We start from the raw sequence: 19,400 nt of genomic DNA, 5'->3' as shown, positions 1-19,400 counted from the left end.
CGCGTCCGCGCCGTCAGGCCCGCGCGTTACAGTGGGGCATTGTGACCGAAATGAGCGAGTCGGCCGCGGTGACCGTGGCCCTGCACCTGTTGGACCCGGACCTGCCCGCCCCCGCCTATGCACGTCCCGGTGACGCCGGAGCGGACCTGCGCGCCCGCCACGACGTCGAACTCGGCCCGGGCCGGCGCGCGCTCGTGGACACAGGGGTGGCGCTCGCGATCCCCGCGGGGTACGTGGGTCTCGTGCACCCGCGCTCCGGGCTCGCGGCCAAGCATGGGCTGACCGTGGTCAATGCACCGGGCACCGTGGACAGCGGCTACCGTGGCGAACTCAAGGTGTGCCTGCTCAACACGGATCCGCATGAGAGCTACACGGTGCGCCGCGGTGAGCGGATCGCCCAGCTCGTGATCCAGGAAGTGGTCACCGCCCGCTTCGAGCTCACCACCGAACTCCCCGACAGCGAGCGCGGTGCGAGCGGATTCGGGTCCACGGGGGCCCACTGATCGCCGGCCCTCGCCCCCGCAGATTCCCCACCCACTCTTGGAGCAACTGATGTTCGGACGTAAGAAGCGCAACCGCGAGGCCTCGGAGCAGACACCGACCGAGTCCACGACCGCGTCGGCTGCCACCGAGGCCGCCCCGGACCAGGACGCGCCGGATCCTCGCGCCAACGGCCCGTGGGACGAGAGCGAGATGCCGGGTGAGCGCGCCGAGTACCTGGATCTCGGGGCTCTGCTGCTGAAGCCGGTCGCGCGCGTGGACGTGCGCGTCGAGCTGGATCCGCGGGACCGGGTGCCGCGGGCCGTGAACATGGACTTCGGGGGCGGTTCCGTCCAGGTGCAGGTCTTCACGGCCCCCAAGTCCTCCGGGCTGTGGGACGAGGTGCGCGCCGAGCTCGTGGCCGGGTTGCGGCGGGACGGGGGCAACCCCACGGTCTCCGACGGTCCCCTGGGCATGCAGGTCAACGCGCAGTTCGCGGGCGTCACGCCCTCCGGCGAGAACGGGTTCCGGCTCGCACGCTTCGTGGGCATCGACGGTCCGCGCTGGTTCCTGCGCTGCGTCTACACAGGCGACGCCGCGCTGCCCGGGCCCACTGCGGAGGTGCTCGATGACGCCGTGCGCGGGCTCGTCGTCGTCCGCGGCCAGGACCCGCACCCGCCGCGCGACCTGCTCGCGCTCACGGTCCCCGAGGACGCCGAGGTGCACCCCGCGGGCGCGCCGACCGGTGCGGATGAGGACGCGGGTCGGACCCCGGCGGAGCCAGGCGCCGCGGTGCAGGAGCCGCGGCGCGGCCCCGAGATTACCGAGATCGGCTGACCCGGGTGGTCAACAACCCGCTCACGGGCGCGATCGACGTCGTCGCCGAACCCGAGGCCCACGCGGAGGACCTGACCCCGGGGCATAGGGCGCGGCAGCGGCGCCGTGCGGTCGTGGAGGGCGTGGTCGTGGAGGTCACGATCGCGCCCGTGACCGCGCCGCCGTACTACCGGGCGCTGCTGCGCGTGACGAACCCAGCGGCGCAGCCGTGCACGCTCGAACTGTTGTGGCACGGTCAGCACGTGGTCCCGGGCGTCACCGCCGGCACCAAGCTGCGCTGCCTCGCCGTGGTGTGCTTCCCGGACGGGGTGGCCACCATGTACAATCCGCGCTACGAGATCATCACCCCCAAGAAGGCCGTGCGATGACGTCCCCGCCGGACCCGACGGAACCCGCACCGCAGAGCGCGGGCGACCGCATGGGCCGCGCCGCCGAGGATTTCGCCCGGCGCTCGGGCCTGCGCCGGGACGCCAACGGCCAACTGGACGTGCTCAGCGCCGTGGGCGGCTGGCGCGGCGTGATCGAATCCATCCTCCCGGGACTCGTGTACCTCGCGTGTGTGGTGCTCACGGGGGAGTTGGTCCCGGCGTTGTTGGCGTCACTGGGCACGGCCGCCGTGTTCACCGTGCTCCGGCTGGCGCAGCGCCAGGCCGTGACCCAGGCGATCGCCGGGCTCATGGGCGTGGGAGTGTGCACGCTGTTCGCCCGCGCGGGCGGGCAGGCGCTGGACTACTACGTGCCCGGGTTCATCACGAACGTCGTGGCGCTGGTCCTGTTGAGCATCTCGGCGGCTGTTGGGTGGCCGCTGCTGGGCGTCGTCTTCGGCTACGTGCGCGGTGAATCCGTGGACTGGCGCCGCGACCCGCTGCGGCGCGTGGCCTATCAGCGGGTCAACGGTCTGCTCATCGCGATGTTCGCGACCCGGTTGCTCGTGCAGGTCCCGCTGTACGTCGCGGAGAACGTCACGGCGCTCGGGATCGCGCGCTTGGTCATGGGGGCCCCGCTGTACGCCGCTGTGCTGTGGGTGGCATGGCTGTGGAGCCGCCCTCGCCGCGAGCAGCCTGCAGGTTGACGTCCCGGGCCGTGGTGAACATGGCTCGCAACTGGTCCTCACCCCCCGCCGTGGTGATGAAGAACAGCTCGTCCCCGCTCTCCAGGACGTCGTCGCCGGACGGTGCGATCGGCACGCCGTCGCGCAGGATCGCCACGAGCGCCACGTCCTGGGGCCACGGCACCTGGGTCACGGTGCTCGCGACTACGGGGTGCTCCCTGGGCACCGTGTAGGCGGACAGCGTGGCCGAACCGGTCTGGAAACTGAGCAGGCGCACGACGTCGCCCACTTCCACGGCCTCCTCCACGAGCGCCGTCATCAACCGCGGGGTGGACACGGCCACGTCCACGCCCCACGCGTCGTCGAAGAGCCACTCGTTCTTGGGGTTGTTCACGCGCCCCACCGTGCGGGGCACCCCGAACTCACTGCGCGCGAGCAGCGAGACGACCAGGTTGGCCTTGTCGTCACCGGTCGCGGCCACGACCACGTCCGCCTCCTCCGCGCGGGCCCGCTGCAGGACGTCGAGATCGCACGCGTCCCCCACGACCCACTGCGCACCACGCAGGTTGGAGCGTCCGATCACCTCCGCGGTGGCGTCCACCACGACCACGTCGTGGCCGTGCGACAACAGTTCCCGGGCGATCGAGGATCCCACGGACCCTCCGCCCACGATCACCACGTGCATCAGTCACGCCCCCGCGTCCCTGGGGTCGCGGCGAGCGCCACGGCCTCCATGACCTCGTCCGACGGCGGCCGGGACAGTACCCGGGCCACGCGTTCCACGTCCTCCACGCGCATCATGGCGTGCACGATGTCCCCCTGCTGGTAGCTCGTGTCGCTCGCGGGCAGGATGCCCTCCCCGAACCGGGTCACGAACGCGATCCGCACGCCGGCGGCCTCCTCGATCCGGTCCAGGTGCAGTCCGGACCACGCGTCGTCCAGGGGTAGTTCCCCGAGCTGCAGGCGGCCCGAGGCCTCCCGGAAGTCACCCGTGATGGCGTGTTCGGGCAGGATGCGGCGCAGCACCTGGTCCGCGCTCCAGCGCACGGACGCGACCGTGGGGATGCCCATGCGCTGGTAGAACTCCGCGCGGGTGGGGTCGTAGATCCGGGCGACCACGTGCTTGACCTTGAAGGTCTCCCGCGCCACGCGCGCGGCGATGATGTTGGAGTTGTCCCCGGAGGAGACCGCGGCGAACGCGTAGGCGTCCGCGATCCCCGCGCGTTGCAGCACCTCGCGGTCGAAACCGTGGCCCGTGACCTTCTTGCCGCTGAACGAGGGCCGCAGTTTGCGGAACGCCCGGTCGTCCTGGTCGATCACGGCCACCGTGTGCCCTGAGTCCTCGAGGGCGTGCGCAAGGGTGATCCCCACCCGGCCCACGCCCATGATCACGAAATGCGCCATGAGCCACAGCATAGGGCCCGCGGCACGGGACAAGGCCCGGCCGAGGGACTAGCGTGTTCCCACGTGTATGTGTCCCAAATGCTGCGCCGCGCGCTCGTGGGCAAACCGATCCACAACGAGCGCGCCGCGGGCACGGTGCTCTCCAAGGGCACCGCCCTGCCGGTGTTCGCGTCCGACGCCCTGTCCTCGGTCGCGTACGCCCCGGACGAGATCGTCCTGACCCTCGCCCTCGCGGGTTCCGCGGCGATCCTGCTGTCCCCGTGGGTGGGCCTCGCGGTCCTCGCCGTGCTCGCCGTGATCATCACCGCGTACCGGCAGAACGTGCGGGCGTACCCCTCGGGCGGGGCGGACTTCGAGATCGCGTCCAAGAACCTCGGCCGGCCCGCCGGTGCCGCGGTGGGTGCGGCCCTGCTCGTGGACTACACACTCGTCGTGGCGGTGTCCATGGCCGCCGCCGCGCAGTACCTCGCCGCGGCCGTCCCGTGGCTCGTTGGCCACCAGACGGTCGTGGCCGTAGCGGGGATCGCGCTCGTGGGACTGCTCAATTTGCGCGGACTCAAGTTCATGGGTCGCGCGTCCTCGGTGCCCACGTACGCGTTCGTGGCGGTCGTGCTGCTCCTCGTGCTCGTGGGCTTCGTCCAGGACGTCACGGGAACGCTGCAGCGCGCGCCGTCGGCGGACTACGACGTCGTCCCGGCCGCGGGCATGGACGGCGGGCTCATGGGCCTGGCCGGGGCCATGCTCGTGCTGCGCGCGTTCTCCTCGGGTGCCGTGGCCGTGACCGGTGTGGAGACCATCACGCACTCCGTGCCGTTCTTCCGCAAGCCCAAGGCCCTCAACGCGGCGCGCACGCTCGCGGTGCTCGGGGGGCTGTCCGCGGTGTTGCTGCTCGGCGTGCTCTACCTGACCCGGCGCACGGGCGCGGTGGTCGTGATGGACCCCGCGCGGCAATTGCTGATCGACGGCCGCGCACCGGAGCCCGACTTCTACCAGGTGCCCATCCTGGGCCAGATCGCGCAGGCCGTGACGGGGGCGGACTCCGTGTGGTTCGTGATCCTCGTGCTCGTGACCGTGGGCGTGCTGTTCATGGCCGCGAACACCGCGTACTCGGGCTTCCCCGTGCTGGCCTCGCGTCTCGCCTCCGCCGCGCTGCTGCCCCGGCAGTTGCAGAGCCGGGGGGACCGCTTCGCGTTCACCAATGGGATCATCCTGCTGTCCGTGGTCGCGGCGGTGTTCACGATCGTGTTCGGCGCGAGCGTCAACGGGCTCATCCAGCTCTACGTGGTGGGGGCGTTCTTCGCGTTCACGCTGACCCAGGCGGGGATGGTGCGGCACTGGGCCAGGGTGCGCCGCACGAGTACGTCGCAGAGCCCGCACCGCCGGATCGCCGGACGCTGGGCCGTGGCGGTGATCGCCCTGATCGCGTGCGCGGCGGTGTTCGTGGTGGTCCTCGTGACCAAGTTCGCCCAGGGTGCGTGGCTCACGATCGTCGCGATCGCCCTGATCACCGTGTTGATGCGCGCCATCGGGCACCACTACCGCTCGGTGGACACCGAACTCGAGGTGCACCAGGACTCGGGGGTGCGGGCCCTGCCCTCCCGGGTGCACTCGATCATCGTGGTGACCTCGGTGCGCAAACCCGTGGTGCGCGCCCTGACCTACGCGCGGGCCTCCCGCCCCTCGAGCCTCGAGGCCGTGGTGGTGGACACGGACCGCGCACGCACCGAACAGATCGTGCGACAGTGGGAGGCCCTGGAGATCCCCGTGCCGGTCACGGTCCTCGCATCCCCCTACCGCGATAGCGTGGGACCCGTGATCGCCCACATCCGCGGCATCCGCCGCAAGTCCCCCCGGGACCTCGTGATCGTGTACCTGCCCGAGTACGTGGTGGGCCGCGGGTGGGAGCGCTTCCTGCACAACCAGGCCATCCGCCCGCTGCGGGCGCGGCTGCACTACGAACGCGGAGTCATGATCGCCTCCGTGCCCTGGCACCTCGAATCGGTGCGCGAACTACGACTCACGGAGAACAACGAATGACCGATGCCCCCGATCACCTCGAGCTGCGCCTGGGCGCCGTGGCCCACGGCGGCCACGTGGTGGCCCGCACGGACGAGGGGCGCGTGGTCTTCGTGCGCCACGGGCTGCCGGGGGAGCTGGTCCGGGTGCGGCTCACCGACCGGGACCCCGCGGCGTCGTTCTGGCGCGCTGACGTCACGGACGTGCTCGAACCCGCCCCCGGGCGCCGGGAGGCCCACCCGTGGCAGCAGGCGGACGCGCTCGTCGCGGCGCGCGCGGACCGGTCACCGCTCGGCGGGGCCGAGTTCGGGCACGCGGACCTGGCGACCCAGCGCGAGCTCAAACGCCACGTGATCGCCGAGCAACTGGGCCACCTGGCCGGCCACGACTGGGACGGCGAGGTGCAGCCCGTCGCGGGGGAGAGCCCCGACGGCACCGGGTGGCGCACCCGGTTGCACCTGGACGTGGCCCCGGACGGGACACCCGGGATGTACCCCCACCGCAGCACCGAGCTCGGTCCCGTCGCCGACATGCCCCTGGCCACGGACGCGATCCGCGCCCTGGCCCCGTGGTCGCCGGCCTACCCCGGTGCGGCCCGCGTGGACGTCGCGGCACCCGCGAGTGGCGGGACACCGCTCGTGCACGTGGGCCTGCGCCCCGACGCGACGTCCGAGCAGGTCGAGGCACTACGGCAACGTCTGGGCGCGTGGGCGCACGACCACGGGGCGAGCGTCACCGCGCGCTCGCCGCACGAGCGGGACACCCAGCTGTGGGCGGGCACCGACCATGTCCAGGAGACCCTCGAGTTGCCCGGCGCTACCGATCCTGAGCCGCTGCGCTGGCGCGTGAGCCCCACAGGTTTCTGGCAGATCCACCGCGGCGCCCCGCAGACCCTCGCCGGGGCCGTGCTCCGGGGTGCCGGTCTGCGCCCCGGGGACTCCGTGTGGGACCTCTACAGCGGCGCGGGCCTGTTCACCGCCGTGGCCGCCCGTGAGGTGGGCCCCACGGGCTCGGTCTTCGCGGTCGAGGGTTCGCCCGTGACCTCCGCCGACGCCGCTCACAACCTCGCCCACGCCCCGCACGTCACGAGCGTGCGCGGGGACGTGGCGCGCGTGCTCACCGGGCCGGGCGGCCGGAGTGGGCATCGCGGCCGGGGTGCGGCGGCGTCGTCGTCCCGACGGGGTCGCGCGACGACGCCGCGGCCCCCGCGCCCGGACGTCGTCGTGCTGGACCCGCCGCGCGCGGGAGCCGCCAAGGAGGTGCTCGCCGCGGTGGACCGGGCCGCGCCGCGCACGATCGTGTACGTCGCGTGTGATCCCGCCGCGCTCGGCCGGGACCTGGGGCGGTTGCGGCGCCGGGGCTGGCGGATCGACGGCGTCGAGGCGTTCGACCTGTACCCGAACACGCACCACGTGGAAGCCGTCGCTGTGCTCAACTGCGAGGGCTGAACCGGGCAGCCGAACGACGGCCCACGTCATCGTGACGCGGACGCCCGGGGATCCCCGGAGTGACGGAGCGCACGGGCTACACTGACAGGGACTGTTCCACGCGCGGGGGACACCTGTGGTGTGCCGCGCGCGCCGAACGCAACCGACGGTGGCGAGAGGAGTTCCACACCATGACTGTGGACAGCTTTGGAGCCAAGGGCGTTCTCAACGTCAAGGGCACCGACTACGAAATTTTCCGACTGGACGCCGTGGAGGGAGCACAGAAGCTCCCCTACAGCTTGAAGGTCCTGCTCGAGAACCTGTTGCGCACCGAGGACGGTGCCAACGTGACGAGCAAGCACATCGAAGCCCTGGGCAACTGGGACCCCGAGGCCCAGCCCGACACGGAGATCCAGTTCACCCCTGGTCGCGTGATCATGCAGGACTTCACCGGCGTTCCCTGCATCGTGGACCTGGCCACCATGCGTGAGGCCGTGGCCGACCTCGGCGGCGACCCCTCCCGCGTGAACCCGCTCGCCCCGGCCGAGCTGGTCATCGACCACTCCGTGCAGATCGACGCGTTCGGTTCCGCGGACGCGATCGAGCGCAACATGGACATCGAGTACCAGCGCAACGGCGAGCGCTACCAGTTCCTGCGCTGGGGCCAGACCGCGTTCGATGACTTCAAGGTGGTCCCGCCCGGGATGGGCATCGTCCACCAGGTCAACATCGAGAACCTGGCCCGCGTGGTCATGACCCGCGAGGTTGACGGCACGCTGCGCGCCTACCCGGACACCTGTGTGGGCACCGACTCCCACACCACCATGGAGAACGGCATCGGCGTGCTCGGTTGGGGTGTGGGCGGCATCGAGGCCGAGGCCGCGATGCTCGGTCAGCCCATCTCCATGCTGATCCCGCGCGTGGTGGGCTTCAAGCTCACCGGCGAGATCCCCTCCGGCGCGACCGCCACGGACGTGGTGCTGACCATCACGGAGATGCTGCGTGAGCACGGTGTCGTGGGTAAGTTCGTGGAGTTCTACGGTGAGGGCGTGGCAGCGGTGCCGCTAGCCAACCGCGCCACGATCGGCAACATGTCCCCGGAGTTCGGTTCCACCGCGGCGATCTTCCCGATCGACCAGGTGACCCTGGACTACCTGACGCTCACGGGCCGCTCCGAGGAGCAGATCGCCCTGATCGAGGCGTACACCAAGGAACAGGGCATGTGGCACGACCCCGAGCACGAGGTCGCCTACTCCGAGTACCTCGAGTTGGACCTATCCACCGTGGTCCCCTCGATCTCCGGGCCCAAGCGTCCCCAGGACCGCATCGAGCTGACCCGCTCCAAGGAACAGTTCCGCGACGACCTCGTGAACTACGTGGCCGAGGACAAGTCCGTGGAGGTGGACCCGGACGTCGTCGAGTCCTTCCCGGCCTCCGACGCCCCCTCCCACAACGCGACCGACGAGCAGGACCCCCAGGACGCGCCGCGCGAGAGCTCCGCGGACGACATGAAGGAGCGCCCCGAGCACCGAGTGGAGGTCTCCATGGAGGACGGCCGTCACTTCGAGCTGGACCACGGTGCCGTGTCGATCGCCTCGATCACGTCCTGCACCAACACGTCCAACCCCTCGGTGATGATGGCCGCGGCCGTGCTCGCGCGCAACGCCACGGAGAAGGGCCTCAAGGCCAAGCCGTGGGTCAAGACCTCGATCGCCCCGGGTTCGCGCGTGGTCACCGAGTACTACGAGAAGTCCGGTCTGGTCCCGGCGCTCGAGGAGCTCGGCTTCTACATCGTGGGTTACGGCTGCACCACGTGCATCGGCAACTCCGGTCCTCTGGAGCCCGAGATCTCCCAGGCCGTGCAGGAAAACGACCTCGCCGTGACCTCGGTGCTCTCCGGTAACCGCAACTTCGAGGGCCGAATCAACCCGGACGTGAAGATGAACTACCTCGCGTCCCCGCCGCTGGTCATCGCGTACGCGCTGGCCGGAACCATGGACTTTGACTTCGAGAACGAGCCTTTGGGCCAGGACTCGAACGGTCAGGACGTGTTCCTCAAGGACATCTGGCCGGACCCCACCGAGGTCCAGAAGATCATCGATGCCTCGATCGACACCGATATGTTCGACCGCGAGTACGGCACCATCTTCGACGGTGACGAGCGTTGGCAGAACCTGGACACCCCCACGGGTGACGTGTTCGAGTGGGACCCCGAGTCCACCTACGTGCGCAAGCCACCGTACTTCGAGGGCATGACCATGGAGACCACTCCGGTGGAGGACATCGAGGGTGCGCGCGTGCTGCTCAAGCTGGGCGATTCCGTGACCACGGACCACATCTCCCCGGCCGGTTCGTTCAAGAGCGACACGCCCGCGGGCAAGTACCTCACGGAGCACGGCGTGCAGCGCAAGGACTTCAACTCCTACGGTTCCCGCCGTGGTAACCACGAGGTCATGATCCGCGGTACGTTCGCGAACATCCGCATCAAGAACCAGTTGCTCGACGGCGTGGAGGGCGGTTTCACCCGCGACTTCACTCAGGAGGGTGGCCCGCAGGCCGCCGTGTACGACGCCGCGATGAACTACCAGGAGGCCGGTGTTCCCCTGGTGGTGCTGGGCGGCAAGGAGTACGGCTCCGGTTCCTCGCGTGACTGGGCGGCCAAGGGCACGTCCCTGCTGGGTGTGCGCGCGGTCATCGCGCAGTCCTACGAGCGCATCCACCGTTCCAACCTGATCGGCATGGGCGTGCTGCCCCTGCAGTTCCCCGAGGGCGAGTCCGCGGACTCCCTGGGGTTGGACGGCACCGAGACGTTCTCGATCGAAGGGGTCACCGCGCTCAACGACGGCCAGACCCCCAAGACCCTGAAGGTCACGGCCACCAAGGAAGACGGTTCCACCGTGGAGTTCGACGCCGTGCTGCGCATCGACACCCCGGGTGAGGCCGACTACTACCGTAACGGCGGCATCCTGCAGTACGTGCTGCGTCAGATCGCCAAGTAATAGATCCTCGGATCGTACCGTCGGCCGGTGATCCCCGCTCGGGGGTCACCGGCCGACGGCGTTGCGGGCGCCGTTCGCCGTGGCCCAGGCCATGCGACGGGACGGGGCCCCGGCCAGGGCGAGTAAGATCGGACGGAGCATTCGGGCGCATCATGATCCCCCCGCCGGACGAGCACCCGTCCGGTGCGGGCCCGAAGAGGACGAGACATCCACGGAGAGTAGGCTATGACGCTTCTGGAGACCATCGAGGGACCCGAAGACCTACGGGGGCTGGACGCCGCGGCCATGGAGCAGTTGGCCGCCGAGATCCGTTCCTTCCTGATCACCCACGTCTCCGCGACCGGGGGTCACCTGGGGCCGAACCTGGGTGTCGTGGAGCTCACCCTCGCGGTGCACCGCGTGTTCGACTCGCCCCAGGACTCAATCGTCTTCGACACCGGGCACCAGTCCTACGTGCACAAGCTCGTCACGGGTCGCCAGGACTTCGACACCCTGCGCCAGGAGGGTGGCCTCGCGGGCTACCCGTCCCGCGCGGAGTCCGAACACGACATCGTGGAGTCCTCCCACGCGTCGTCGTCCCTGTCCTGGGCGGACGGGATCTCGCGCGGTTACGCGCTCACGGGCCAGGACGACCGGCACACCATCGCGGTGATCGGGGACGGCGCCCTGACCGGTGGCATGGCGTGGGAGGCCGTGAACAACATCGCCTCGGACCGGGACCGCAAAGTCGTGATCGTGGTCAACGACAACGGCCGCTCCTACGCGCCCACCGTGGGCGGGTTCGCGAACCACCTGCGCGAGCTGCAGGCCAGCGTGCAGCAGGGCGTGGACGCCGTGCGCACGGACCGCCGCTACGAGCAGACCCTCGCGAAGGCTAAGCGCCTGCTGACGTCCTCGGGCCACCTGGGCCAGGCCGTGTACCGCGGTCTGCACGGGATGAAGCAGGGCATCAAGGACGTGGTGGTCCAGCAGGGGATCTTCGAGGACCTCGGCATGAAGTACGTGGGTCCGGTGGACGGCCATGACCTCGCCGCGATGGAACAAGCACTCACGAATGCCCGCAACTTCGGTGGCCCGGTCATCGTCCACGCCATCACCGAGAAGGGCCACGGCTACTTGCCCGCCCGCCTGGACGCGAACGACCAATTCCACTCCGTGCCCGTGATCGACCCCACCACGGGCAAACCCACGAGCACCGCCTCGACCCGCTCGTGGACGCACGTCTTCCGCGACGAGATCGCCGCGATCGCGGATGAGCGTGAGGACATCGTGGGCATCACCGGCGCCATGTTGATCCCCATGGGACTGCAGAAGATGCAGACGGCACACCCGCAGCGCGTCGTGGACGTGGGGATCGCCGAACAGCACGCGCTGACCATGGCCGCGGGCATGGCGTTCAGCGGGCTGCACCCGGTCGTGGGCCTGTACGCGACGTTCCTCAACCGCGGCTTCGACCAGCTGCTCATGGACGTGGCCCTGCATCACGCGGGCGTCACGGTCGTCCTGGACCGCGCGGGCGTCACCGGCCCGGACGGGCCGAGCCACCACGGGATGTGGGACCTCGCACTGTTGCAGATCGTGCCGGGGCTGCACCTCGCGGCCCCGCGGGACGAGGCCACCATGGTCGAGGAGCTGCGCGAGGCGGTTGCCGTCTCCGACGCACCCACCGTGGTGCGCTACCCCAAGGGCGCGGTGGGTGCGCCGCTGCCCGCCCTCGCGCGACTGAGCGGCGGGGTGGACGTCCTCGCCCGCAACGGCGAGGCCTCCGGCAAGGGCGTGGATCACCGCGACGTGCTGATCGTAGGCGTGGGCGCCATGTGCGTCACCGCGCTGGACGTCTCCGAACGCCTCGCCGCCCACGGTGTCTCCTCCACCGTGGTGGACCCCCGCTGGGTGCTGCCCGTGCCGCAGGCGGTCGTGGAGCAGGCAGCGACGCACCGGATCGTGGTGGTGATCGAGGACGGTGTGCGCGCCGGGGGCATCGGTTCGCTCATCCGCCAGGAGATGCGCGCCCAGGGCGTGGACACCGCGCTGAACGAGGTGGGGTTGCCCACCGAGTTCCTCGAGCACGCGAGCCGCGAGCAGATCCTGCAGCACACGGGGTTGACCGCCCAGCGCATCGCCCAGGACACGCTCGCGTCCGTCCTGGGCACCAAGGTCCCGTACGCGCGCCCCGTGGCCGAAGACGCCGCGCAGCTCACCGTGCCGCGCTCCGGGGAGCAACCGCGCGACGAACGCTGAACCACCAGCGCTAATCCACCCGCGCTGGTCCACGAATGCGGATCCGGGGACGCTGCTCCACGGGCCGTTTGTCGCCAGACCGATGCGGTGCGTGGCGAACGGATCCGCGCGGTTCAGCCCACGATGACGCGCCCGTTGCGCACCGTGACCGGGTACTCAGTGAGTCCCCTGGGTGCGGGCCCGCCCTTGACCTCGCCCGTGGCCATGTCGAACGCCGAGCTGTGGCACGGGCACACGTACTGCCGGTTGGCGGGATTGACGATGCACCCCTCGTGCGGGCACACGGGAGAGAACGCGGTGAACGTGCCCTCGGTGGGCTGTCCCACCACGGCCTGCACACCACCGGAGTCCACCTTGACCCCCGACCCCACGGGGATGTCCGCGGCGGCGGCCACGTCCACGGGGGTGGCCGGCGCGGTGGGGGCGGCCGCGGCGTCGTCGTCCGATCCGCCGCCCGAACCGCACGCGCTCAACCCGACCGCGCCCACAGTGGCGATCCCGGCGGCACCCACGGCGCGTCGGCGCGTGAACAACGCGGGGGAGGGGGTCTTGGTCCGGGCGGCGGGGTCCTCGGGCAGGGGTGGGACGGTCATGGCGGTGCGATCCTTTCGACGCGGTGACTCCAATCCTAGGACCGGTCACGGCGCGGCGTGGGGCGCGGGGGCGGGGTGTTTCCTCAGTACGATGGGACCAGGAGCGGACGGGTGGATCCCGGTCCGCGGTACAGGAAGGAAGGCACCATGATCAAACGTCTTGCATTCGTCGCCGGTTTCGGAATCGGCTTCGTGGTCGGCTCCGCGTCCGGTCGCAAGAGCTACGAGTCCCTGCGCGAGAGCGCGCTGAACACCTGGAACGACCCCAAGGTCCAGGCCAAGGTCTCCGAGGGTACGGACTGGGTCAAGTCCGAGGTCCCCGTGGTGGGCGAGAAGCTCGCCGAGGGCGCGCAGAAGGCCGCCGGCACCGTGGGCGCCAAGGCCTCCGAGGGCGCGGCCGCCGTCAAGGACAAGGCCGCCCAGGGTGCCGCGTCCGTTAAGGACAAGGCGCAGGGCGGTGCCGAGGCCGTGAAGCAGAATGCCTCCCAGGGCGGTCAGGATTCCGGTACGCCCGCGAACCATTCGGGCGCCGAGCTGCCCGAGCCCGCCGTGACCGAGGACGAGGTGGACATGAAGCCCGCGCACCCGGGTCCGGACGCCAAGGACATGAAGAACTGATGCGACGGGCGGCACGGGTCATGTGACCGCGCCGCCGCGTGACAACGGCCGTGCACCTTCGTGGGTGCACGGCCACTGTCGTGTCGTGGCCGGAGCGGTCCGGTGCACGGCCGGCTCCGCGCCCTCGATCTACTCGTGTACCTCAGTGGTCTTCTCCGCCCGACGCCGCGAGCGCAGTTCACGCCACGCGGCCCCGATCACGGGCGTCACGTGCTCGACCTGCCACGAGCGGGCGCCGAGCTCGCGCAGCCGGGCGGCCACGGCGTCGTCGGCGGTGGAACGCGGGGGCTGCCAGCAGAACCGGCGCAATAGTTCGGGCGTCAGGAGGTTCTCGGTGGGTAACTCCAGGTGCTCGGCGAGTTCCGCCACGGCGGGTTTGAGGACCTTGAGCCGCGCCGCTGCCTCCGGGCGCTTGGCATCCCAGCCCTTGACCGGCGGGAGGGCGTTGGAGGGGATCGTGGCGGGGACGGGCTCCTCGGTGTTGCGGGCGTCCTGGACCGCGGTGAGCCACCGGGTGGCCTCGCGCGAGGCCAGGCGACCGTGGAAGCCCGGGGTGGCCATGAGCTGCGGCACGGTGCGGGGCATCGCGTTGGCGGCCGCCACGATCGCCGAGTCCGGGAGCAACCGTGTGGGCGCGAGGTCCTTGTGCCGCGCGAGCGACTCCCGCGCCTGCCACAGATTGCGCACCGCGGTCAGCTTGCGCCGGCCACGGACGTTGCCCACGCCGTGGGTGCGCCGCCACGGATCCTGGCGCGGTGCGGGCGGGGGCAGGGTGCGGATGTGGTCGAATTCTTCGAGCGCCCAGTCGAGCTTGCCCGCCTGGACCAGGCGATCCTCCGTGGCCCAGCGCAGCTGCACGAGCACTTCGACGTCCAGTGCGGCGTAGTTGAGCCAGTCCACGGGCAGCGGGCGCTGGGACCAGTCCACCGCCGAGTGCTCCTTGGACAGCGTGAATCCCAGCAGCTCCTCCGTCATGGAGGCGAGGCCCACCTTGCGCAGCCCGAGCAACCGACCGCCCAGTTCGGTGTCGAAGAGCCGGTCCGGGTGCATGTCCAGTTCGGCGAGGCAGGGCATGTCCTGCGTGGCCGCATGCAGCACCCACTCGACGTCGCGCAGGGCCTCGTTCACGACCGTCAGGGACCCCACGGCCTCGGGATCGATCAGGATCGTGCCCGCGCCCTCGCGGCGCAACTGTACGAGGAACGCGCGCTGCCCGTAGCGGAACCCCGAGGCGCGTTCGGTGTCGATCGCCACGGGACCCGTGGCCGCGGCCAGTTGCTCCGCGGCGCGCGTGAGGCCGCGGGCGGTGTCCACCACGCGGGGGAGCCCCTCTGCGGGGCCGTTGAGATGCACGGTCGCGGGAATGTGCAGATGCTCGAATCCGGGGACCACGATCTCGGGTGCCTCCGGAGCTCGAGGGGGCCTGGGGTCCTTGGCGTTGCTGTTGATGGGATGTTCCTCGGAAGGTGGATCGGCGGCGGTGCGGGTGATCCGCACCGCCGGACGGGACGGATGACGGGGCTGGTTACAGGTAGGTGACGCCCTCGTGATGGGGCGGCAGACCGGCGGCGGTGCACAACACCTGGGCCCACGCACCCAGGTGGGTCAGGGCCCAGTGCGGCGGGCCGATGTGGGGCACCGGGGTCCAGGACGCCCGCACCTCCACCTGGGCGGAGTCTGCATGTTCGGTCAGGCTGCCGAAGTGGCGCTCCACCGTGCGGGAGGCTGTACCGCCCTCGGCGGTGAACTGCGCACCGTGCTGGGTGAGCGTGTCCGTGAGCCAGGACCAACCGACGTCGGTCAGCAGGTCGTCCCGGCCCATGGCGGTGTCCGTGCGGGACCGGAACCAGCTCACGATCCGGAAGGGACCTTCCCAGGGCTGCGGGCAGGACTCGTCGTACAACACCACGAAACGCCCGGCCGCCGGTGCGTCGTCCGCGGTGCGGGGCCGGTCGGGTGCGGTATTGCGCCGATGGGGACCCCGGACGACTTCCGCGGCGAAGGAGATCGCGTGCGGAGCAAGTCCGTGCGGGGGGACGATACGGCGCAGTGCGATCTCCGGGCGGAAGCGGGCAGTCTCCAGGGCTTGCACGACTGCGCGAAACACGTCCGGAGTGCTGTTCAGCTCGGTTACCGCTCCCACAAGGTCACAGTAACCACACCGTTATCCTTCACCGCGCGTTTGACATCGTGTCGCTCGTGCGTATCGCCGTGCGTCGCTCTGGGGTGGGTCGGATCGACGCTTCAGTCCTGCGTCGCGGGAACCAGACGCAGGGACACCGAGTTCATGCAATAGCGCAGATCCGTGGGAGTGTCGTACCCCTCGCCCTCGAACACGTGGCCCATGTGCGAGTCGCAGTTCGCGCAGCGCACCTCCACGCGCTTCATCCCCATGGTTGTGTCCTCGATGTAGCGCACCCGGTCCTCCGCGAGCGGCGCGAAGAAGGACGGCCACCCGCAGTGGGACGAAAACTTCGTGTCCGAGCGGAACAGCTCGGCCCCGCACGCGCGACACTCGTACACGCCCTGCGTGGTGGTGTCCACGTACTCGCCCGTGAAGGGGCGTTCGGTCCCGGCCTGGCGCAGCACCTGGTACTCGAGCGGGTTCAGTTGTTCACGCCACTGCGCGTCCGTGCGCGCCGCGGCGGCCTCCGGGCTCAGGGCTCCGCCGGTGCGGGCGCTCGTCTCGTGGTTCGGCTCCGTGGTCACGGGGCGCCTCCTTCTCGTCGTCATGTGACTTCCTCCCTGTCCAACCACGCGTTCGCGCCGGTTATGCCCGTACGACGTCGCGTAGCCGCCGTTCGACGCTCGCGCGCGCCGTGTATTCGGGGTGCCTGCGGTGACCGGCCCGCCATCCAGGTCCCCGTGATCGGCGCGTGCCAGAATGACGACATGACTACCCTGATCACCCCCGGGCAGGATTCGAACGCGCGCTCGTGGCGCCGCGGCGCGGTGGTGGGCGCCGCCGCGAGTATCGGAGCAGCGTCGGCGACGTTCGCGTTGTCGGGAGGTCTGGCGGCACTCGTCGCGCGCCACGTGGTCACCCCGTCCACCCGGCCCGGCAACGTCCAGGTGCTCAAGCTCGAGAAGGACCCCAACTCGGGACAGGAACTGATCACGCTGCCCGCGAACCCGGACACCCGGGTCGCCGGGACGTACGCCCTACGGTTCGACGACGGTCGCGGCCTCGCACGGATCGGCTTCATCGTGCACCAGACCGGGGGCACCGTCACGCGGCTCGTGGAACGCGTATACCGCGGGGAACTCGCGGTGGGCAAGCGCGGGTGGTGGACCGGGACCGTGTACGCGCGACCGTCGGACGCCGGGTTGGCCTACGGCAAGATCCACGTGGAGACGCCGCTGGGGCCCGCGCCCGCGTGGGTCATCCCCGCGGACGGGGACACGGCCACCGCACACCACACCGGCACGTGGGCGGTCATGGTGCACGGCCGCGGCGCCCAGCGCCCGGAATGCATCCGCGGGGCCAGGGTGGCCCACGAACTGGGGTTGCACTCCCTCATCTTGTCCTACCGCAACGACCAGGAGGCACCCTCCACCCCGGATCAGCGCTACGGGCTGGGGTTCACCGAATGGGAGGACATCCAGGCGGGAATCGGCTATGCGCTGGACCACGGAGCGTCGGACATCGTGCTTTTCGGGTGGTCCATGGGCGGGGCCATTGTGTTGCGCACGACCGAACTGACCGAGTACCGCGACCGCATCCGAGCGCTGGTGCTCACGGGGCCGGTCGTGGACTGGTACGAGCTACTGGCTCACCAGACCCGGATCCACCGCATCCCGCGGCGCGTGGGTCGCATGGCGGCGGACCTGATCTCCCACCGGATGGGCCCGCGGATCACCGGGCTGGCCGCGCCCCTGGACCTGCATGCCCTGGACTGGCTCTCCCGCTGGGAGGACATCACTACGCCCACCCTGATCCTGCACTCCACGGACGACGAGGTGGTCCCGGTGGCCGGGTCCGTGGAACTCGCCAATCGCAGTCCCTACGTGGACTTCGTGGGGTTCTCCGGGGCCCGGCACACCAAGGAATGGAACATCGACCGCAAACGCTACGAGCGGGCCATCCGTGACTGGTTGCCCGCGGCGCTCACTCGCCGAGCCGGGCGTGGATCTGGCGTTTGATCCGACCGAGCATCGCGGACATCCCGCGCATGCGCAGCGGGGACACCAGCTTGGTCAGCCCGAAGCGTTCCGGCAGGTCGTCGGGCACGTCCAACACCTGGGACGCCGGCAGGCCGTTGAGCCCCTCGTGCAGGATGGACGCGAAACCGCGCGTGGTGGGCGCTTCCGCCGGCGCGGAGAAGAACAGGGCGACCGGTGCGTCCGCACCGGACCCGTCCAGTTCCACGGTCAGGAACAACGGTGACTGACACTCGGTGACCTGCTCGAGTTCCTCCGGGTGCTCGCCGAGCCGCGCGGGCAGCGCGGGCAGCGAACGGGAGAACTCGAGCAGCAACTGCAGCTTGTCGGGTTCCGGGACCTCGTGGAACTCGGTCACCAGCTCCCGCAACTGTTCGGGCAGGTCCTGGGTGCTCACCGCGCGGCCCCGGGGGCCTCGCCGCGTTCCTCACCCTGCGCCACGGGCACGCGTACGGCGTTGCCCCACTCGGTCCAGGACCCGTCGTAGTTGCGCACGTTGTCGAAGCCCAGCAGGTGGGTCAGCACGAACCACGTGTGCGAGGAACGCTCGCCGATGCGGCAGTACGCGATCACGTCGTCGTCCTGCCCGAGCCCGACCTCCTCGCGGTAGATGGCGTCGAGGTCCTCGCGGGACTTGAACGTCCCGTCCTCGGCGGCGGCCCGGGCCCACGGCACGGACGCCGCGGTGGGGATGTGTCCGCCGCGCAGCGTGCCCTCCTGCGGGTAGTCGGGCATGTGGGTGCGCTCGCCCGTGTACTCCTGGGGAGAGCGCACGTCGATCAGGGGAGTGGTGCCCAGTGCGGCCAGCACGTCCTCGCGGTACGCGCGGATCACGGAGTCGTCCCGCTCCACCGCGGGGTACTCGGTGGGGGTCACGGGGGTCGCGTCCGTGGTCAGTTCGCGGCCCTCGGCGATCCACTTGTCGCGCCCGCCGTTCATCAGGCGCACGTCCCGGTGACCGAACAGCGTGAAGACCCACAGGGCGTAGGCGGCCCACCAGTTGGACTTGTCGCCGTAGATCACCACAGTGTCGTCGCGGGAGATCCCCTTGCGGGACATCACCTCGGCGAACTGCTCCCCGTTCACATAGTCGCGGGTGTCCGGTTCGTTGAGGTCCGTGTGCCAGTCCACCTTGACGGCCCCGGGGATGTGCCCGGTCTCGTACAGCAGGACGTCCTCGTCCGATTCGACGACGACGACGCCGGGCGTGCCGACGTGATCGGCCACCCACTGCGTGGACACCAGACGTTCCGGGTGCGCGTACTGCGCGAACGCGTCGTTCTGCTCTGCTTCTACAGCCATGAGACTTCTCCTTGTCCTTGTGCTGTCGTGGGCGCTGCGCACGCACGTGCCGTGCGCGTCTCGTTCTCCAGCGTAGTGGTGCGCGCGCACCCGGCGCATGCCGGCCCGCGTGCGCCGTCATACGCGGTCGCCGTGTTCACCACGGGCTGACCGGTAGCATCGGGGGAGAACGGGACGCCCGGCGCGTCCCACGTACTGTCCGTTTACCGCAGGACCGGTCCCGGTGCGCGCCCGCCGCGGCGCGCGATCCGGAACCGGTCGGGAGGCCCTG

Annotated in this window: 18 protein-coding genes; 10 read left to right on the top strand and 8 right to left on the bottom strand. The window is 70.5% G+C overall.

The window, feature by feature from the left end; genetic code table 11:
- The first annotated feature begins 50 nt into the window (after positions 1-50).
- The 4 genes from dut to ACW9PK_RS00485 are packed head-to-tail and all read left to right on the top strand — an operon-like array spanning position 51 to position 2,389.
- Complete coding sequence (dut, locus tag ACW9PK_RS00500) at positions 51-503, top strand: dUTP diphosphatase (RefSeq protein WP_131333054.1); 453 nt, start codon at positions 51-53, stop codon at positions 501-503.
- A 49-nt stretch (positions 504-552) separates the two neighbouring features.
- A complete protein-coding gene (locus ACW9PK_RS00495) occupies positions 553-1,317 on the top strand; it encodes a DUF3710 domain-containing protein (protein ID WP_457016220.1) in 765 nt (254 codons plus the stop codon).
- 5 nt (positions 1,318-1,322) lie between these two features.
- Entirely contained in the window at positions 1,323-1,685 is a 363-nt protein-coding gene (locus ACW9PK_RS00490; protein WP_457016219.1) for a hypothetical protein, read from the top strand.
- On the top strand, positions 1,682-2,389 hold the full coding sequence (locus ACW9PK_RS00485; protein ID WP_368844537.1) for a DUF3159 domain-containing protein: 708 nt from the start codon (positions 1,682-1,684) through the stop codon (positions 2,387-2,389). Before ACW9PK_RS00490 ends, ACW9PK_RS00485 begins: the two co-directional genes overlap by 4 nt.
- On the opposite strand, the gene ACW9PK_RS00480 is transcribed toward ACW9PK_RS00485, so the two are convergent.
- Together ACW9PK_RS00480 and ACW9PK_RS00475 are read right to left on the bottom strand one after the other, a co-directional pair.
- On the bottom strand, positions 2,307-3,053 hold the full coding sequence (locus tag ACW9PK_RS00480; protein ID WP_457016218.1) for a potassium channel family protein: 747 nt from the start codon (positions 3,051-3,053) through the stop codon (positions 2,307-2,309). The genes ACW9PK_RS00485 and ACW9PK_RS00480 overlap by 83 nt on opposite strands.
- Positions 3,053-3,772 (bottom strand): potassium channel family protein, encoded by a 720-nt coding sequence (locus tag ACW9PK_RS00475; RefSeq protein WP_035962299.1) that lies wholly within the window; start codon positions 3,770-3,772, stop codon positions 3,053-3,055. Before ACW9PK_RS00475 ends, ACW9PK_RS00480 begins: the two co-directional genes overlap by 1 nt.
- Before the next feature lie 63 nt (positions 3,773-3,835).
- Here ACW9PK_RS00475 and ACW9PK_RS00470 point away from each other — a divergent pair, with 63 nt between their 5' ends.
- The 4 genes from ACW9PK_RS00470 (at position 3,836) to dxs (ending at position 12,455) form a co-directional block, all read left to right on the top strand.
- Complete coding sequence (locus ACW9PK_RS00470; RefSeq protein WP_270258951.1) at positions 3,836-5,809, top strand: APC family permease; 1,974 nt, start codon at positions 3,836-3,838, stop codon at positions 5,807-5,809.
- Positions 5,806-7,236, top strand: coding sequence for a class I SAM-dependent RNA methyltransferase (locus tag ACW9PK_RS00465; protein ID WP_457016217.1), 1,431 nt, complete (start codon positions 5,806-5,808; stop codon positions 7,234-7,236). Before ACW9PK_RS00470 ends, ACW9PK_RS00465 begins: the two co-directional genes overlap by 4 nt.
- A 170-nt stretch (positions 7,237-7,406) precedes the next feature.
- On the top strand, positions 7,407-10,214 hold the full coding sequence (acnA, locus tag ACW9PK_RS00460; protein ID WP_457016216.1) for an aconitate hydratase AcnA: 2,808 nt from the start codon (positions 7,407-7,409) through the stop codon (positions 10,212-10,214).
- Between the two features lie 225 nt (positions 10,215-10,439).
- Positions 10,440-12,455, top strand: coding sequence for a 1-deoxy-D-xylulose-5-phosphate synthase (dxs, locus tag ACW9PK_RS00455; RefSeq protein WP_457016215.1), 2,016 nt, complete (start codon positions 10,440-10,442; stop codon positions 12,453-12,455).
- Between the two features lie 113 nt (positions 12,456-12,568).
- On the opposite strand, the gene ACW9PK_RS00450 is transcribed toward dxs, so the two are convergent.
- Entirely contained in the window at positions 12,569-13,048 is a 480-nt protein-coding gene (locus tag ACW9PK_RS00450) for a Rieske (2Fe-2S) protein (RefSeq protein WP_144996802.1), read from the bottom strand.
- A 147-nt stretch (positions 13,049-13,195) separates the two neighbouring features.
- Here ACW9PK_RS00450 and ACW9PK_RS00445 point away from each other — a divergent pair, with 147 nt between their 5' ends.
- A complete protein-coding gene (locus tag ACW9PK_RS00445; RefSeq protein ID WP_457016214.1) occupies positions 13,196-13,666 on the top strand; it encodes a hypothetical protein in 471 nt (156 codons plus the stop codon).
- 129 nt (positions 13,667-13,795) lie between these two features.
- Here ACW9PK_RS00445 and ACW9PK_RS00440 read toward each other — a convergent pair whose 3' ends face one another.
- From ACW9PK_RS00440 to msrB, 3 genes are all read right to left on the bottom strand, one after another.
- Positions 13,796-15,058, bottom strand: coding sequence for an HRDC domain-containing protein (locus ACW9PK_RS00440; RefSeq protein WP_457017243.1), 1,263 nt, complete (start codon positions 15,056-15,058; stop codon positions 13,796-13,798).
- A gap of 133 nt (positions 15,059-15,191) precedes the next feature.
- On the bottom strand, positions 15,192-15,773 hold the full coding sequence (locus ACW9PK_RS00435; RefSeq protein WP_312794101.1) for a DUF3000 domain-containing protein: 582 nt from the start codon (positions 15,771-15,773) through the stop codon (positions 15,192-15,194).
- Between the two features lie 137 nt (positions 15,774-15,910).
- Positions 15,911-16,327, bottom strand: a complete 417-nt coding sequence (msrB, locus tag ACW9PK_RS00430) for a peptide-methionine (R)-S-oxide reductase MsrB (RefSeq protein WP_369795628.1) — start codon at positions 16,325-16,327, stop codon at positions 15,911-15,913.
- A 231-nt stretch (positions 16,328-16,558) separates the two neighbouring features.
- On the opposite strand from msrB, the gene ACW9PK_RS00425 reads away from it, so the two are divergent.
- Entirely contained in the window at positions 16,559-17,809 is a 1,251-nt protein-coding gene (locus tag ACW9PK_RS00425; RefSeq protein WP_457016213.1) for an alpha/beta hydrolase family protein, read from the top strand.
- On the opposite strand, the gene ACW9PK_RS00420 is transcribed toward ACW9PK_RS00425, so the two are convergent.
- Together ACW9PK_RS00420 and ACW9PK_RS00415 are read right to left on the bottom strand one after the other, a co-directional pair.
- Positions 17,775-18,224, bottom strand: a complete 450-nt coding sequence (locus ACW9PK_RS00420) for a SufE family protein (RefSeq protein WP_085105972.1) — start codon at positions 18,222-18,224, stop codon at positions 17,775-17,777. The genes ACW9PK_RS00425 and ACW9PK_RS00420 overlap by 35 nt on opposite strands.
- On the bottom strand, positions 18,221-19,129 hold the full coding sequence (locus ACW9PK_RS00415) for a sulfurtransferase (protein ID WP_457016212.1): 909 nt from the start codon (positions 19,127-19,129) through the stop codon (positions 18,221-18,223). Before ACW9PK_RS00415 ends, ACW9PK_RS00420 begins: the two co-directional genes overlap by 4 nt.
- Positions 19,130-19,400: the final 271 nt, after the last annotated feature.

The organism is Kocuria sp. MNB10, from assembly GCF_054073685.1.
Note: the sequence above shows the minus strand (reverse complement) of the source record. Positions and strands in the feature narration are given on the sequence as shown.